Origin of the sequence: Ningiella ruwaisensis (assembly GCF_004798935.1) — a bacterium.
In the GTDB taxonomy this organism is placed as follows: domain Bacteria; phylum Pseudomonadota; class Gammaproteobacteria; order Enterobacterales; family Alteromonadaceae; genus Glaciecola; species Glaciecola ruwaisensis.
In genome coordinates this window covers 527,722-544,990 of sequence record NZ_RAHT01000002.1, presented here as the reverse complement: position 1 = coordinate 544,990, position 17,269 = coordinate 527,722, and the positions used below count along the sequence as shown (strand labels likewise).

The 17,269-nt window shown below is 43.8% G+C and carries 11 protein-coding genes; 8 read left to right on the top strand and 3 right to left on the bottom strand.

All coding sequences use genetic code 11. The features are described 5' to 3' along the window. Positions 1 to 72: 72 nt before the first annotated feature. Positions 73 to 378 (top strand): hypothetical protein, encoded by a 306-nt coding sequence (locus D6V41_RS05810; protein ID WP_136250524.1) that lies wholly within the window; start codon positions 73 to 75, stop codon positions 376 to 378. A gap of 72 nt (positions 379 to 450) precedes the next feature. On the opposite strand, the gene D6V41_RS05805 is transcribed toward D6V41_RS05810, so the two are convergent. The 3 genes from D6V41_RS05805 to rpmE form a co-directional block, all read right to left on the bottom strand. After that, positions 451 to 2,853: a TonB-dependent receptor gene (locus D6V41_RS05805; protein WP_136250523.1), complete on the bottom strand. Its 2,403-nt coding sequence runs from the start codon at positions 2,851 to 2,853 to the stop codon at positions 451 to 453. Positions 2,854 to 3,322: 469 nt separating this feature from the next. Continuing rightward, the gene (elbB, locus tag D6V41_RS05800) at positions 3,323 to 3,976 is read right to left on the bottom strand and encodes an isoprenoid biosynthesis glyoxalase ElbB (RefSeq protein WP_136250522.1); all 654 of its coding nucleotides are present in this window, start codon (positions 3,974 to 3,976) and stop codon (positions 3,323 to 3,325) included. Positions 3,977 to 4,358: 382 nt separating this feature from the next. Beyond that, entirely contained in the window at positions 4,359 to 4,571 is a 213-nt protein-coding gene (gene rpmE / locus D6V41_RS05795; RefSeq protein WP_136250521.1) for a 50S ribosomal protein L31, read from the bottom strand. A gap of 313 nt (positions 4,572 to 4,884) precedes the next feature. Between rpmE and priA the strand changes: the two genes are divergently transcribed. The 7 genes from priA (at position 4,885) to D6V41_RS05760 (ending at position 17,245) form a co-directional block, all read left to right on the top strand. Continuing rightward, complete coding sequence (gene priA / locus D6V41_RS05790) at positions 4,885 to 7,167, top strand: primosomal protein N' (RefSeq protein WP_136250520.1); 2,283 nt, start codon at positions 4,885 to 4,887, stop codon at positions 7,165 to 7,167. 304 nt (positions 7,168 to 7,471) lie between these two features. Beyond that, positions 7,472 to 8,101 carry an SPOR domain-containing protein gene (locus tag D6V41_RS05785; RefSeq protein WP_136250519.1) on the top strand — a complete coding sequence of 210 codons (630 nt, stop codon included), beginning with the start codon at positions 7,472 to 7,474 and terminating at the stop codon, positions 8,099 to 8,101. A 138-nt stretch (positions 8,102 to 8,239) separates the two neighbouring features. Beyond that, entirely contained in the window at positions 8,240 to 8,764 is a 525-nt protein-coding gene (gene hslV / locus D6V41_RS05780) for an ATP-dependent protease subunit HslV (protein WP_136250518.1), read from the top strand. A 51-nt stretch (positions 8,765 to 8,815) separates the two neighbouring features. Next, positions 8,816 to 10,147, top strand: a complete 1,332-nt coding sequence (gene hslU / locus D6V41_RS05775; RefSeq protein WP_136250517.1) for an HslU--HslV peptidase ATPase subunit — start codon at positions 8,816 to 8,818, stop codon at positions 10,145 to 10,147. Positions 10,148 to 10,255: 108 nt separating this feature from the next. After that, the gene (locus D6V41_RS05770) at positions 10,256 to 10,792 is read left to right on the top strand and encodes a hypothetical protein (RefSeq protein WP_206663236.1); all 537 of its coding nucleotides are present in this window, start codon (positions 10,256 to 10,258) and stop codon (positions 10,790 to 10,792) included. Positions 10,793 to 11,133: 341 nt separating this feature from the next. Then, positions 11,134 to 13,011 (top strand): autotransporter assembly complex protein TamA, encoded by a 1,878-nt coding sequence (locus D6V41_RS05765; protein ID WP_136250515.1) that lies wholly within the window; start codon positions 11,134 to 11,136, stop codon positions 13,009 to 13,011. 4 nt (positions 13,012 to 13,015) lie between these two features. Beyond that, positions 13,016 to 17,245: a translocation/assembly module TamB domain-containing protein gene (locus tag D6V41_RS05760; RefSeq protein WP_136250514.1), complete on the top strand. Its 4,230-nt coding sequence runs from the start codon at positions 13,016 to 13,018 to the stop codon at positions 17,243 to 17,245. Positions 17,246 to 17,269 lie beyond the last annotated feature (24 nt).

Genomic DNA, 17,269 nt, shown 5'->3' with positions numbered 1-17,269 from the left:
GTTTGTAATAAATTTTTCTTTTCATTGACTATAGGGGAAATAAGTATTGTGTTTAGAGTATCGGAGATGACAATGATTGAATACAAATTTGTTCTTATATTTATGTTAATTGGCCTGCTGTGGCTGTCTTTTGCTTTGCTTGACGCAAAATACAATTTACGTTTGCTAAGTTGGATCAATGGTGAAACAAAGCACCCCTTTCGCTCAGAAGGCTTTCATAAAAGTAAAATGAAATCCTTCGATTCAAAAAGTCAGAAAGAAGAGGCCCTGCAAGATGAAATTTTAAAACTTAAAGAACGCATTCAGGTGCTGGAGAAAATTGTAAGCGAACCGTCTTATGAATTGAAAAAGGAATTTGACAAACTCGCCAAGCAGTAATTTCAAAGAAAGTGGCCCTTTACAGCATGGGCCACTTTTTGATTTACAGCTGTTTTATTGCTTCATCATTCTTTAATTAAAGAAATATCTGAACGTAGCGCCGATAGTGCGAGGCTCTCCTACACGATACCCTAAACGTGCGCGACCGCCCCGTTCTCTATCAAAAGAAAGCAAGGCGTTTTCGTCAAATAAGTTGTTTACATATAGCAGAATTTCGTACTCGTCATAGACTAAACCAGCGCTGATGTTCAGGGTATTGTAGCTATCAAGCACCAAATCAAGCTCGGTCACTTCAGTTCCACTTGCTCCGCCAAAGGGCAAGCCAGAAACAAATCGACCTGCACCCGCTACTTGGTCACTTGGTTGGGTAATTCTGTCGCCAACATATTGATAAGAGCCTTGAATGTAGGTGCTACTTGAACCGAACAGCGGTTCGCCAAAGTCATAAGTTGCGGCAATGGCAAATGATGTTTCGGGAACTGATGCAAGGCGGTTTCCTTCGGCAACGCCGCCCAGTACATTTCCAGAACTGTCAAACACAGTTGAATCGAACTCTGCCTCAAGTAAGCTACCGGCAATTGAAATAAACAAATGCTCAGTTGCCTGGCGGGTTAATTCAAATTCAATTCCTTGCGTGTGTGCTTCAGGCACGTTGAAGGAAATACGAGATGAACAGGAACCTGCATCCAGAGTCACCTGTAAATCCTCTATATCGGTGTAAAAAGCGGCGACATTTGCTGTCCAACCACGACCGCCTGATTTCATACCAAGCTCATAGTTTGTCAGGGTCTCGTCATCGTAATCTTGAAATCCGCCAAACACTTCTAAGTCCTGTGCATTACACAAAGAACGGTTTAGCGGGTCATTTACTCCACCTAAGCGGAAACCTTGAGATACCTGTGCATTTAGGTTGATTGTATCGTTGAGCTCGTAAGCGGCAATGACGCGAGAGGTAAAGCCATCTGACTCGGTTGAATCGGTTTGATCATCGCTGTTAGAGAAGAGACCGCCAGTGGTAAAACGTCGTGTTTCTTCATAATCGTAAAAGCGCGTGCCAACGGTTAAATCTAGCCTCTCAGTTACGCCATAATTGATTTCACCGAATAATGCCGTTTGCTCAAGATCATATGGTAAATCCGCGTTATAGGGCGAATTAAGTGGGAAGCCATTGGCAACTGCCGCTGATGTACCCTCGCCAAGTGTGGCATCGGTAAATGCATCATAGCCCGGAGTGGGTAATCGCTGAGAATACTTACGTTCAGTATCCGACATGAAGGCACCAACTAACCATTGAAGTGCACTGTCGTTATTGCTGGCAGCGCGAATCTCAAAGGTGTCCTGCTCTACCTGTGTGCGGTCCAGCAGGTTTGATGGCAGTAAGACGGCTTCATTTGGAAAACCCAAATCAACGCTTACAGAGCCACTTAATGCACTGGCGTCGCGAGACATCAAGATGTCTCTATCGGTATAGCTATAAACAAAGGTGAAATCCGCAATATTAGTTGTGTACTCTGCAGTTACATCGGCAATGGTAGTGTCGTCTTCGAAACCTTCTTGCAGCAGCAAGTATTGCTCTCGCTCACCCAAGGTAATTGCCGGGCGAGTGGTGGTATATGGATTGGCAAATAAATTATAAACTTCCTGACGGTTCGCGCCGTTCATACTGATATTTTGCAATATTAAACGAGGCGTGATACTTAAGTTTTCAGTAGGGGTGTATTTCAGTGCAATTCTTCCGCCTAATCGAAAGCCATCATTCACATCTTCGTTTAAACTGCCATTTTCACCTAATGCATCGATGAATCCGGCATAATCCGTGCGATAAAAAACAGCTCTCATGGCTAAGGTATCGTCCACTAAAGGCACATTTACCATGCCTTTAATATGATTGCCGGTGCCACCGTCGGTCATGGTGTTAATATTTGCTTCTAACTTACCTTCAAACGAGTCGATTTCAGGTTGATTAGTAATGTAACGTAGTGTTCCTCCAATGGAGCCTGAACCAAATAGCGTGCCTTGAGGGCCTCGTAAGGTTTCAACACGGCTCAAATCAAAAAGGTCTAAATCGGGGGTAAACAGGGATAGTGATATAACGCTTTCATCTAAATAAACACCTACCTGCTCTTTGACACCGGGTTGGTCGCGCACGATTTGCCCTGCCGACACACCACGCATAGACACTTGGCTTTGACCGGGCCCCAGGTTCTGAATTGATACGCTTGCAACAGTTCTTGCAACATCTTCAAGTGTATTTGCGCCGCTTCGCTCTAAATCACGCTGCGTTTGCGCGTTGATAGAAAAAGGCACATCTTCAATGGCCTGGCTTCGTTTTGTTGCGGTTACGATGATTTTTTCTACCTCGCTATCATCATCGTTTTGTGCAGTTTGTTGGGCATAAACCGGGGAAGCAAGCAAGCTGGCAATGCTTGCACATAAAAACGTTTTTCTAAAACATGGCTTGATTGTGTGTTTCATGATTTATCCTTTTTTATTGTTAGTGTTACGACCTTTATTAATTGCCTTAAGGTTCTTGTTGTTATGCGTTTATATTGGCAAATTTATTGTAATTTTGCCAATTATAAGAAAGGTTTATAACGAAATTTCTAAAAGCGTAGGATGGAATGCTTAATTTATTTTTTAGAGATTGAAAACTGTCTGGAATTAGCAACATTTTTTAAAGGAATTGGCCTTGATAAAGCTTATTTGAAAAACGAAAAACCTGCACCTATGCAAAACTTAGTTGGAATATTTAACCGGCGAATAATTTAAAACTAGAGAAATCGGATGATCAAGGTTTTTAGCAGATGGGCACTCTGCTCCAAAAGTGGCACGCTGCGCATTTCAAAAAAACTATCGTCGTTGCGGCGGAGGCCGCAAACTCGGGGCTAACGTCTTCGCTATAGTGACGGGCAGTTGATTGTCTTTTACGGTTAGCCGCATTAATTTAATCACACATATTTAAGACTTCTGCGACTAATTTGCTTATACCGGCATCTGCGTGAGTAATTGATTCTGCCAGCATATAAGCCGGTGTAGTGACCAGGCGGTTTTCTTTATCGATGACAATATCGTCCACCGTACATCGCACATGTGTGCCTCCCATTTGCTCAATCGCTTTTGCGGTATCCTCATCATTGCCAATGGTTGCTTTTGCACCCTTTCCATAGACATGAGGGATCATAGCGGGCGCAATGCATATATAGCCGGCAGGTTTTTTTGCTTCAGCAAAATCTTTAAGGGCGCTAAGGGTGGATGCTTCTACTTTAGAATTCGCGCCTTCAACAGCAAAATCAGATAAGTTTTTAGCGGCACCAAATCCACCCGGTAAAATGACGGCATCAAAATCTTTCGCTTTCAGTTCATCAACGGGCTTTATGTCTCCTCGACAAATTCGAGAGGCTTCTATCAATACGTTGCGAGATTCATCCATCTCTTCGCCCGTCGTATGATTGAGTACGTGCATCTGTTTGATGTCTGGGGCAAAGCACTGATAGCTTGCTCCTGCGCGAGCTAAATACAAAAGCGTCAGCACTGATTCTTGAATTTCAGCGCCATCAAATACGCCGCAACCAGATAAAATAACTGCGATTTTCTTCATCAGCTGTCTCCTTAGTCTACTTAAGTCTTAATACTAGGTTGAATGCCAAATTGTTCAAGATAATTGGCGTGAAAGTGTGAAAATCAAGCACGTCCTAATTATCCCTACTCAATTGTGTTGAAGAGAATACAGAGCAGAGCCATGCGGCAAAATAAAGTGTCGAAAAATACGGATGTTTTTTGTCAAGCGCCTCATATATGAGCTCGCAGCGTCTTTATTTTGCCGCATGGCTCTGCTCAGAAAAGCGATTCGACACAATTGAGTAGGGATAATTTTAACGAACTTAAACCAATTATTATTCGACGATTATCAGATACAAAAAAAGCGCCATGAAAGGCGCTTTAGAATATTTTGGACTGCTTTTGCTTCAGTGAGGCAATATTTATTTTTTGCCCAAAGCACCAAAGCGTTTCTTGAAGCGATCAACACGACCACCGGTATCAACGTTACGCTGCTTGCCAGTATAAAAAGGGTGGCAAGATGAACATACGTCCAGGAAAATGTCTTTGTCTAGCGTAGAGCGAATGTTCATCACGTTTCCGCAAGAACAGGTTGCTTTTATTTCGTTGTACTTAGGATGAATACCGTCTTTCATTGGGATACCTATATAAAAAGGCCGCCTCGCTATACAACCCGAAGTCGCACACCAAGCGTTGTTAAGTTCAGTAACATCGTCAGCGTCATTTTTATTGCCAGCGATGTTGTAAATTTGGAGCGCGGAGTTTATATGAATCTTGGCTATTGGTCAATATTTAGAGATGTTCTTAATTTTGAATTACAAATTTAAGAAACAAGCAATATGGTGAAGCAAGGCACGACTTGCTATTCTTGCCGTTTATTGTTTCTTTTGCGCTTTCAATTGTGACATCGACCCTGTTTCTGACTACAACAAAAATGATCAAACCAAAATGAACACACCAGTGATAAGTACAGCCACGTTGCATTTTAAGGTAGCAGTAGCCGCGCCGCTTAATCGGCTCTTTGACTACTTGCCGCCCGCTAGCACTCACGCTGATGATCGTGAATCTGGCTCCATCAGTTCGATAAGCGATGCAAAAGATTGGATTGGTTGCCGCGTTGAAGTGCCGTTTGGTAAGCAAATGCGCATGGGTATAGTGGTCGATTTCATCGACCCCGATGCGCAAAAAGATGATCGTCCTAAAAGCCAGGAAAAGCCCCACGCATTAAAACCCATTAAACGACGCCTTGACCAAGAGCCGGTTTTTAACGCACAAATGTTGGATTTTGCCAAATGGCTTTCACAATATTATTTATATCCAATTGGCGAAGCACTTTCTATTATGTTGCCCGCGGCGCTACGAAAAGGCGCTTCACTTATGCCAGCGCCAGAAACATACCTGAAAAAGCGCTTCACTGATTTAAATGAACTGGAGAGCTCGCTCAAACAAGCCAAAAAACAGTTAGGCTTATGTGCTCGCCTCGCTCAGGCCGATATACCTCTTGCAAAGGCAAAGAAAGAATTTTCCTCGGGTATCATTAATGCGCTAATTGATAAATCGCTCATTGAAGTCGTCGAAAAAGACTATCAAATTTCTCGCAACTGGCCACAGCGACTCGCTTTTGCGGAAAAGTTTGCCGCAAACATGGAACAAAGCATTGCAATATCGGCAATAAATGCCGCTACGAGCTTTCACGCATATTTGCTTGAGGGCGTCACCGGCAGTGGAAAAACCGAAGTGTATCTTCAGATTATTGAGCCGGTTTTAAAAGCAGGAAAACAGGTTCTGATACTTGTGCCAGAAATAGGACTGACCCCGCAAACCGTTGTCAGATTCGAAAAGCGCTTTGGGCCTGTAGTGGGTGTTATTCATTCAGCCTTGAACGACAAAGAGCGACTTCGCGTTTGGCAACAAGTTAAAGACGGTGAACTGGGCATATTGATTGGAACTCGCTCGTCTATTTTTACCCCCCTTTATAAACCTGGAATGATAATTGTTGATGAGGAACACGACGAGTCCTTTAAACAACAAGATAGCCTGCGTTACCATGCGCGCGATCTTGCCGTGTACCGTGCAAAGCAACTTGATATTCCGCTTGTGATGGGCAGTGCTACGCCTTCACTCGAAAGCCTGCACAACGCGCTAAGTGGAAAATATCATCATTTGCAGCTTACTCAGCGCGCCGCCAGCGCGAGTATGCCGACGCAGTTATTACTTGATATAAAAGGCCAGGCGCTTGAGTTCGGGATCGCCCCGGGTTTGCTGGATAAGATGCGAGTGCAACTTGAACAGGGAAATCAGGTATTGGTGTTTGTGCACAGACGAGGATATGCACCCGCTATTTTATGTCATCAATGTGGCTATGTAGAAGAGTGTCAAGACTGTGAAAATCCATTTACTCTGCATAAAATAAGCAATAATATCCAGTGCCACCGTTGTGGAGAATATAAGGCCATTCCTAAGTCCTGCCCCTCGTGCGGACATCATGAACTTGCAACTTTTGGTTTAGGTACCGAGCAGATAGAACAAGGTTTGCAGGCAACTTTCAGCAGCTATAGCTGTGTAAGAATTGATAGCGATTCAACGCGCGGTAAAAACAAACTCAATACATTGCTAAATGAGATAAACGCCGGCAAGCATCAAATTCTTATAGGGACGCAAATTCTATCTAAAGGGCATCATTTCCCTAATGTAACATTAGCCATTATTTTAAATGTTGACGCTTCACTATTTAGTGCCGATTTTCGTGCACCTGAAAAGCTGGGTCAGTTGATCACGCAATTGAGCGGAAGAGCAGGGCGGGCGAATAAACCGGGTGAAGTCTGGCTTCAGACCCATCAACCTCAGCATCCTCTTTTGCAGGACTTAATACAAAATGGCTTTGCTGACTACGCGAGAAGCCTTCTTCTTGAGCGCAAAGCCGCAAATTTGCCTCCCTACGAACATCAAGTGCTGATAAGAGCAGAGTCACAGGATATTGACCAAATTCTTGGTTTTTTAAACTATGCATACGGAGTGCTACAACAGTTTGCCAAACTGAGTTTGTTTGGTCCTTTTCCGTGCGTAATCGAGAAAAAGCAGGGCCGTTATCGATTTATGCTAATTGCCCAAAGTGCCTCTCGTCAGTATCTACATGCTGCTGTAAGCAAGGCATTACCTGTTATTGAAAATAATAAAGTGAGTAATAACTTACGATGGCATATCGATGTCGCGCCCTTAGATTTCAGTTGAATCTTCATTCAAATTTTAGGTTAACTAAGTCATTTATTAACAATGTTTGAGTAGGACAAAAAGCAAGATGATTTGTTAATCATGAGAAAATTTAATAAGCATATCTGACAAAATTTTCATATAATCGTCAGGCTATGTGCTCAGCGGAAAAGCTTTTCCCAACAAATTGCGCTATTGAAAATAAAATGCCGATAAAAAAATGAAAATAAAAGGCAGATACAGTCGACAGTCTTGGTCGAGCCCGCTCAGGCCCGTTTGATTCAAATACAGAATATATCGACTGAAATTATATTAAAGGGGAATTATGCCACCTACCGATTACGTATCGCGTGGACAAAAACGTAAAAGCAATGCCACTCGTCGGAAGCAAAAAAAGCCGACAAGGCCATGGTTGAGAATCATCCTTGCAGTGGCAATCCTGTTTGCGCTTGGCTTTGGTTTATATACACTTCAAAGCTTACCAACAAAGGATGATTCGGCAAATACAAGCACCGAGATCAATGAGGCCGAGCTAAATTCAGGTGTCAGCGATAAAGCTTCAACTTCAAATGAGAGCAATGGATCGTCAGTGCAAAGTGATGTGGAATTTAATAAGTCGTCGCTTGAAAAAGATCCCTTGCCAAAGCTGGGTGAGGAAGAGTGGGCGTTTATTGATGCTTTACCGGAATACTCCGTTCAGGTTGATATACCGGAACAAGTGGATTCCAACAAAATTTACATCATGCAATGCGGGTCTTTCAGAACGACTGACCGGGCTCAAGAGCTTCGCGCAATCATTGCGTTGCAAGGTTTAGAAGCTGAAATGCTTGAAAGTAACGGTGCTAATGGTCGCTGGTATCGTGTCGTTCTCGGACCTTATGATAGAAAGCGAGCTGCCGAGCGAGACCGTCATCAATTGCGAAGAGCAAATGTGAATAACTGTAAAATTTATTGAGTAAAATGTTTATTCAAGGGTGAATAAAAGGCCTTAGGCGCATTTATCCGCCCTTGAAATATCTCGCTCTTGCCCCACCTTATCTCCATAGCAATTTATACCCCGACGCAACTAGCGTTGGTAGCAGGAGAATCTTATATGACTACAATCGTATCTGTTCGCAGAAACAATCAGGTCGTTGTTGCTGGGGACGGACAAGTCTCTCAAGGCGATACGGTACTTAAGGGAAATGCCCGAAAAGTCCGCCGTCTATACAACAATAAAGTCCTGGCCGGTTTTGCTGGCAGCACCGCCGATGCCTTTGCCTTGTTTGAGCGTTTTGAAAGCAAGCTTGAGATGCATCAGGGACATCTTGTAAAAGCAGCGGTAGAACTAGCCAAAGACTGGCGAACCGACCGCTCTTTGAGGCGATTGGAAGCGGTTCTTGTTGTGGCAGATAAAGAAGCGTCTTTGATGATCATTGGGAACGGAGATGTGGTGCAAACCGATACCGATCTGATTACCACAGGCTCAGGTGGGCAGTTTGCCAACGCCGCTGCTCGTGCGCTTTATGAAAACACGGATTTAAGCGCAAAAGAAATTGCTGAAAAGGCATTGAAAATTGCAGGTGACACCTGCGTGTATACGAATAATTTTCAAACGCTGGAATCACTGGAATATTAATTTTAACGCATGATGTGTTTAGCATCGTGCGTAGACCAAGCAGGAATGACTATGTCGGAAATGACACCAAGAGAAATTGTCCATGCGCTTGATAATCATATCATCGGTCAAGCTGATGCCAAGCGTGCAGTATCCATTGCTCTTCGCAATCGCTGGCGTCGAATGCAGCTTGACGAAAGCTTAAGACAAGAAGTAACGCCCAAGAATATACTGATGATTGGGCCTACCGGAGTGGGTAAAACAGAAATTGCTCGTCGTTTGGCAAAATTGGCGAATGCTCCGTTTATTAAGGTAGAAGCTACGAAGTTCACGGAAGTGGGGTATGTGGGTAAGGAAGTGGAGTCGATTATCCGCGATCTTGCCGATATCGCCGTCAAAATGACGAAAGAAAGCGCGGCGCAGAAAGTGAAGTTCAGAGCTGAAGAGGCCGCTGAAGATCGCATTTTAGACATATTAATACCGCCACCTGAAAATCAGTTTGGCGATAAAGAGCGCACCGAAGACAGGGGGACCCGTCAGACATTTCGTAAAAAGCTGCGTGAAGGCCAGTTAGATGACAAGGAAATCGACATAGATGTCGCCTTACCTCAGGTTGGGGTAGAGATTATGGCGCCTCCGGGCATGGAAGAAATGACCAATCAGCTTCAAAGCATGTTTCAGAATTTATCGGGAGATAAAAAGAAAAAGAAAAAGCTTAAGATCAAAGAAGCCTTTAAACTTTTGGTTGAAGAGGAATCTGCCAAGCTCATTAATCAAGAGGATTTGAAAGAACAAGCAATAGAAACACTTGAGCAAAACGGCATCGTTTTTATCGATGAGATCGACAAAATATGCAAGCGCGAAGGTGTACAAGGTGGTGGAGATGTCAGTCGGGAAGGTGTTCAACGAGACCTGCTCCCCTTAGTTGAGGGCTCTACAGTCAGTACGAAATACGGCATGGTTAAAACCGACCATATTTTGTTTATTGCCTCGGGAGCATTTCAAATGGCCAAGCCTTCAGATTTGATCCCGGAACTTCAAGGTCGCTTACCTATTCGCGTAGAGCTTCAAGCGCTCAATGTAGGGGATTTTGTGCGTATCTTGACGGAGCCTAACGCTTCGCTGACCGAGCAATACAAGGCATTAATGAAAACTGAAGGGGTAGATATCAGCTTTGATGAGACCGGCATTCAGCAAATTGCTGAAGCGGCCTGGCAGGTAAACGAGAAGACCGAAAACATTGGTGCGCGTCGATTGCATACTGTAATGGAACGTTTAATGGAAGATATTTCATTTGAAGCTTCTGACAAGGCAGGCGAATCGTTTGTCATTGATAAAGCATATGTAGACAAGCATCTTGAAGCGCTTGTCGACAATGAGGACTTGAGCCGCTTTATTTTATAATCATTGCTATCCCTATCTTAAAGAACGATAGCTTCAAAATCTGTTTTTGAGTTTATATAAATTCAGTGCTTAAATAAGGCCATCTTTTTTCTGGATGGCCTTTTTACTTTGGAAAGCAAGCACAAGCCCCCTTCGAGCGCACAACGATTCGTATTGATGACTTTAGGTGCATGCATTGTATGCATAGTTGCAATGCTAAGCGTTGCATCCACAACACCCAGCGTCTATGCGCCGCATTCGGTATTTGTTATTTTCCCAGCGCTTTTTGTCAGTATTTTTCCGTTTTCAGATTTTGTTGTGATGTTCCTTGGCGCCTTACCAATCACACTTGTTTATCTGGTGTGTTTGTATAAAGGATCGAAACAGCCTGAACAGATCAGCAACTTAAGTATTGTGTTAATAACCGCGCTTGCCTTGGCCTGCGTTATTGTAAACGCTTTTTTATTTTCAAGCGGGGCAGCCCACCAAGGACTGTTACACGTGATATTCATTTACGTTCTAAATGGGTTTTTTATCGTCTCAATCCCTGCGGTTTACTGGCGTTATATGAAAAATAGAAATCTGCTTAACTACACTCAGTTTGTTACCTTGATTTTTATCTGGTTAGCCTTTTGCGCATTTCCCTGGCTGGGGCCGACGCTCTAGTTCGCTTCTTGTATTTTGAATAAGTCTGCAAATATGAAATATGAGGGAACCGATAGGAAAATTTTACATCTAAAATGCATGTATTTTGCCCAAGGTTTTTGTTTTATAATGCGCACACTAGCCTCACAGCAGTCTTTTGCATTTATTCACAGGCTTCTTTGGTACAAGTGAACATCCTCTGAAAAAGCGCTATGCACAAATAAAAGCCTGTTCTCAAGACTGCCTTTCTCGTGAAAGGTCTGGCGAAGATGACACATCCTTGTGTAATTGGCTACATCCTTGCAACCCCTATAGATTAAATGAAAAATCGGGTCAGCAAAACTGGCCATAAGTTTGTTTAAATGAAGGAGCATTTTATTTTCTTGGTCAGTCTACGCTTTAGTTTGTTATGTTTAGTGTTGTTGTTAACACTACAAAATTTTGCGCTGGCTCAAAGTCAGGCGAACGCAGAGTTTGAAATCACGGGCGTCGACAACTCAGAAATACGTGACAATATTGCACTATTACTCGAAGAAGTGACTTCGCCAATTGGTCGCGTAAACCAGGAAAAGTATAAGCAATCGCTGGTTACCCAAGTGAAAAAAGCGGTTCAGGCCTATGGTTATTATGATGCACAAATAAGCATAGAAAACCTGCAATTTAATGCATCTTCGAATGGCAATACCGAATCAGGGAGTCAACAGGCTACGGTCAGCTACGATGTTTCTATTTCGCTTGGTAGCAAAGCGCTCGTTGAACAGGTCGTTATGGTAAATGACCTGGAGCAAATCAACACAAGTGTTCTTCCCCAGGAAGTCAAAGACCTGATCGAACAAGTCAAAAACATGAAGGGTAAGGCAGTAGACCATCAACAATATGAAAATCTAAAAAACAAATTACGTTCTTACTCAGTGTTGTATGGCTATTTCGATTTTAAATTCCCCCTTCACAAACTGATTGTCAAGCCAGACGAATCAACGCAGGTTGGCGGCAAGCGCGCACCAAGTACTGCTATCATCCACTGGATATTTTATATGGGACAGCGTTACAAATTCGGTGACGTTTCTTTTCTTTCAGAAACACGCGGCCAGGAAATTGCGCTTTCTGTAAAGCCATTTAAAAAAGGCGACTATTTTGAACAGAATCTGGTTGGCAATTATTCAATGGATATGCAGAGCACGAATTATTTCTCCAGTGCTATTGCACGCGCCAATGCAAATCAAGCGGAAGATTTTCACGTACCCATTGAAGTGATACTTGATCCTAAACCAAAAGATACCTTTGATATTGGCGTAGGCGTATCTACAGACACTGGCCCGCGCTTTACACTGGATTGGACTCGCCCTTGGGTAAACCTCGATGGCCACTCACTCGGTGCTCGCTTGTATCTCTCCCGTCCGCGCAAATCCGCCGAATTAAACTACCGTATTCCGAAAGCGAATCCACTTAACGATTTTTTAAACTATCAGGCGAGTTTTAAGCAATTAGACGAAAATGATACACGCAGTGATACTATTGCGCTTGCCGTTCAACGGCAGTGGGGAGCAGAAGATGAACAAGACTGGGACAAGATTGCTTTTTTGCGCTTTGAGCAAGAAACCTTCACCCAGGGCTTGGCTGACGAGCAAACAACACGTCTGCTTTTACCCGGTTTTACTTACACGCGCACACGCAAACGTGGCGATATTTTTGTTGACTGGGGGGACTTGCAGCGCATCACCATTGAAGGCGGAAGTAAGGCGCTTCTTTCTGATATAGACTTTTTTAAGGTAACCGCAAACACTAAATGGATCCGCGAATACAATCGACATCGCTTTGTTTTTAGAGCTGATTTTGGGGCAATTGAAAGCAGTGACTTCTCTCGCGTACCTTCTTCCCAGCGCTTTTTCGCAGGTGGCGACCAAAGCATAAGAGGTTTCGGTTTAGATGAGGTGTCTTCTTTTAATCGCTTCATCAATGATGAAGGAGAAGAAGAAGTCGAACTATTAGGCGGTAAATATCTCGCCGTTGCAAGTTTGGAATATGCCTATCCGCTTGCAGAAAAATGGCGCATAGCCACCTTTATTGATGCGGGTAATGCCAGTGACAATCCACTTGAAGATTATGCATACGGTGTAGGCGTAGGGGTGCATTGGTTATCTCCAATAGGAACCGTCCGCATTTATTACGCCAGAGGGTATAGCGATATTTATGCTGAGCCAACCAATCGGATTCATTTAGTCATTGGGCCGGGGATGTAAAGTCATGCAGATATCTTTGTCTTCTATTACAAAAATGTTTGCCTACGTCTTTCTGGGATTGTGCTTTCTGTTTGTTGTGCTGCTTTTCTTTGCTGGCTCAAACTGGGGGGTGCGCACGGCCACCCATTTTGCTCAAACCTATGTAGATGGCCTCAAAGTATCAGACATCAATGGTAGTCTTTATTCGCAGCTTGAGGTGGAGCAGATAAGCTTCGCTCCTGAGAACGCCAATATTGCAGTTGATGTGTCAAATCTGAAGATTGATATTGGTTTAAGTTGCTTACTCGATATGGCACTTTGTCTTGAAGATGTTGAAGTGGACAGGCTTGATGTCGTGTTATTGCCTGCAGGTGATCAGGCGTTAGCTGAAACTTCAAGTCAGAATATCATCACCTTACCACTTCCTGTAAGCGTGACGTCACTTCGCTTAAACTATTTTGAATTAAGTCAGGCTGCTGTCGCAAACGCTGATGTGGATAATAATCGACAGCAAACAGATAACGAGCCAGACACACAAACATTGCTGGCAATTTCAAGTTTGCAGGCTTCTGAATTCAGCGCACTTGAAGAATTTAGCCTGAACTCGCTGTCGGTGGAGCAGGTGCTGGCTTTTCAGACTGAGCCGTTAAATGATGCTCCTGTCAATTCAAACACTACAGAGTCATCATTTTTGGTCAGGCTAGATGAGATGCTAAGTGCGCCGCCTGAGATTTCCATACCCGAAGTTTTTATCCCTCTAAACGCAAATGTGAACGACATAAGGCTTAAACAGGTGTGCTGGAATGTAGAGCAAAGCATTAACCGCTCATCGGTAGATAAAGCCTTTAATCCCCAAAGTTGTGTGGGAATTGAATTCACAAGCTTGAATATTGACGAACAAGTGCTTCAAGTCGAACTTGAAGCTATCCTCAATGACGTGCTTGCTCAGGCGGGCATTCAAGCCCAAATGGCTTCACTTGAAACACAAATTGACTTTGCAGACCGCTTTGACCATGCGTTGAATATTGCACTTGGACATAGCGAAAAATCTGAGCAGATAAAGCTGACATCAGAAGGTAATATCGAGACAATGCGCGTGAGCCTGACAAATACACCAGACACTGCGATTGCGACCATCCAATATAAGGGAGATCTTCAGCAAAACGCGTTGCCGCTTGAATTGGCAATAGCGGTAGACGACATTTCACAAATAGAACCTTGGTTAACACAAGATGCACGCCAAACTTTCCCTGTAATTATTGACGCATTTGATGCAAGTATTTCCGGAGACTGGGAAGATTATCGCGCCTCCGCCATGCTCAATTTAAACGCCAAGGCGCTTAAAGGCATAAGCGCGGCAGAAGGGGTATCGATTATCGAGTTTAAAGGCGTCGCCTCTGCGGGTAAAAAGCGCCTTGCTATCGAAACGCTAAACTCACAGGGAGCAATAGGACGTGCTGACATTAGCGGCGAACTTGAGCTTAGAACGCTTGACGCACAAGAACAAGCAAACTCTGCATCAAATACTCTTGCGCTGATAAGTCGTCTGAATGTGGTGGCTGAAAATATCGATTTATCTGCATTACAGGCAAAAGAATCCTCTTTAAGTAGTGATTTAAGTGGAAAGCTCATGTTGCGCCACACGCTTACCGAAGACTGGATGCGCGGTGCACTTAAATGCAACGATATAAAAGGCAGTTTGATGAAACGTGACCTTGGCATTGAATGCGATTTAAGCGTTAACAAAGCGGGCGTCATTAACATTAGCGAATTCTCTTTTATTCAGGGCGTGAACAGCATTACCACAAATGGTCAACTTACCCTTGCGCGCACCGATTTTGCCGAACTATCCGTCGAAGAAATACTGAATACACGAGGGGATCTCAGTCTAAGTGCAGACATTCCTGAGCTTTCACAATTACTTGCCCAGTTTACTAATTCCGATGCTGCCGGGAACGCTACATCTTTACAGGATGCTGCGATAGAAAACAGTCAGGATGGTCAAACGGGTGATGACGCGAAGGAGAATGCATCAGTTGAAAGCGTAAGTAGAGCTGGGTCTTTACAATTAAATGCTTCAATGACGGGAAGCCTGATAAAACCTGTTTTGGATATCAGCGCCGAGTTAGAGGCCTTTACATTTAATGAGTTCGAACTTGAGACCCTGAATGTACAAATGTCAGTTGATGGTAAAAACGATTATCGAAGCGATCTTTCGCTTGACCTCAAACAGGGTTTATTGGGTAACTTTGTTGTGAAAAGCGCTAGCGTAGAGGCTGATGGCGTGCTCGATGAGCATCAAGTAAGTTTGGTGCTTGTAGGGGAAGAATTTTCGACGCAACAGCGATTCAGTGGCGGATTTATAAAAGTTCCATCAGCCAGTAGCGACAAAGCCAGTGATGCCTTCTCTTTATGGCAGGGAAAATGGGAAAGTTCATCGATAAAAATGCCGTTTTTAAGTATGCAACTTGCAGAGCCAACGGACATATACGCAAATATACAAGACCAAAATTATCGCCTGGCGGATTTTTGTTTTGAATTTCAAAACGAAGGGAACTCGCTCTGCCTTAAAGGAGCCGATTATGAAGATGGCGAGGCAAGCGCACTGGCTGAACTTGTTTACGATTTGGCAGCGCCGGCAAGACATTATTATCCAGAGTTAATTTTTCCTGAAACCCACCTGCCTTTAAACTCAAGGGCTTTTATTGATTTTGCCAGCAATGGCCTAAATGCCCGGGTGTATAACACCATTATTGGCGGAGAGGTCGAGACTGAAAATCATTTATTAGCGCTTACCGCTATTGTTGCAAATCTAACCTTTGAAAACGATGTGTTATCAACCGCTATTTACGCAGGTACTAAACAAACAGGTACTCTGGGCTTGCAGTCGTCGATTAACATTTTGCCAGAGGAGCGGGAGCATCAAGGCCGAGTGCGGATAAGCGACTTTGACCTTAATGTGTTTCAGCGTTTTATTCCAAGTATTGAAAGCATACTGGGTAAAGTGAATGCAGACATAGGTTTTGCAGGAGAGCTTGTTGAGCCGCAATTAAGCGGCACATTGAGCATTAACAACGGCGAGTTGATTCTGGATGCCTACACCTATCCCTTAACGAACTTTTATCACAATATGCAGTTCGACGGCATGAGCGCTGAGATGCAGGGGGGATTTAACCTTGGGGAAGGTAAAGGAAGCTACGAGGCCGCCCTTGATTTAGCCAACGGATTTTCTATTGACGGAAATATTAAAGGCAATGATTTACAGTTTGCCTTTAAAGAGTCTACTGCGCAGGTATCGCCTGACCTTAACTTTGATTTATCACCAGATGCCCTTACCTTAAAAGGTGATGTGGGCATTCCCAAGGCACAAATCAAAATTGAAGAGTTGCCCGAAAGCGCTAAAACACCTTCAAGTGACACGATTATCATAGGCGCAGAACCACCAGAGCCCGTTGTGCCCGTTGCACTGGATATCGACTTAAATATTCTCATTGATAAAGAGGAAAGAGGTTTTGTTCAGGTAGATGCCCTGGGTTTGGAAGCAACGCTCGCGGGCAACCTCGATTTACAGGTGATACAAAAGCGCAGTACCAGTGATGACAGTTTGCAACCCATGCGTACCTTGTTAAATGGTCAAGTGAACGTATTAGACGGCAGTTACGAGGCTTATGGACAAATGCTGGTGGTGCAAAGTGGGCGCATCTTTTTTAACGGTGAGCCGTCTTTGCCGCAATTTAATATTCGCGCAATTCGTAATCCTCTTAATATAGAAAATGACGTAACGGCGGGTATCCATATTACAGGTAATCCGGTTGTGCCTCGTGTGGAGTTATTTTCAAATCCGCCTATGACGCAGGCAAGGCAACTATCCTATTTACTTCAAGGAAGAGACGTTACCGGAGGCGATTTTGGTTCGGGTGATAGTAACAGCACCGCGCTGGTAAATTTGCTCGTAGGTTATGGAGTAGGGCGAAGCGATAACCGCATAAGTCAGGTAGGACGGACCTTTGGCCTTGATTCGTTAAACTTGCAGACAGCAGGCGCTGGCGACAATACGCAGGTGCAAATAACCGGGCGTTTAACTGAAGATATTCAAATTACCTATGGAATTGGGGTATTCAGCAATGCCACTGAGGTAGTCTTGAAGTATCAACTCATGCCAAAATTATTCATTGAAGCAACGGGAGGTGGAGCGGATAGCGCAATCGATTTGTTCTATCAGTTCACGCGTCGTGATGACACTCAAAAAGACTAATGCTTTTTAACTAGTATGTGTAAA

Excerpts from the sequence above, each read along its gene's own strand:
- D6V41_RS05810 (WP_136250524.1), top strand. The coding sequence starts at position 73 with ATGATTGAATACAAATTTGTTCTTATATTTATGTTAATTGGCCTGCTG.
- D6V41_RS05805 (WP_136250523.1), bottom strand. The coding sequence starts at position 2,853 with ATGAAACACACAATCAAGCCATGTTTTAGAAAAACGTTTTTATGTGCA.
- elbB (WP_136250522.1), bottom strand. The coding sequence starts at position 3,976 with ATGAAGAAAATCGCAGTTATTTTATCTGGTTGCGGCGTATTTGATGGC.
- rpmE (WP_136250521.1), bottom strand. The coding sequence starts at position 4,571 with ATGAAAGACGGTATTCATCCTAAGTACAACGAAATAAAAGCAACCTGT.
- priA (WP_136250520.1), top strand. The coding sequence starts at position 4,885 with ATGAACACACCAGTGATAAGTACAGCCACGTTGCATTTTAAGGTAGCA.
- D6V41_RS05785 (WP_136250519.1), top strand. The coding sequence starts at position 7,472 with ATGCCACCTACCGATTACGTATCGCGTGGACAAAAACGTAAAAGCAAT.
- hslV (WP_136250518.1), top strand. The coding sequence starts at position 8,240 with ATGACTACAATCGTATCTGTTCGCAGAAACAATCAGGTCGTTGTTGCT.
- hslU (WP_136250517.1), top strand. The coding sequence starts at position 8,816 with ATGTCGGAAATGACACCAAGAGAAATTGTCCATGCGCTTGATAATCAT.
- D6V41_RS05765 (WP_136250515.1), top strand. The coding sequence starts at position 11,134 with ATGAAGGAGCATTTTATTTTCTTGGTCAGTCTACGCTTTAGTTTGTTA.
- D6V41_RS05760 (WP_136250514.1), top strand. The coding sequence starts at position 13,016 with ATGCAGATATCTTTGTCTTCTATTACAAAAATGTTTGCCTACGTCTTT.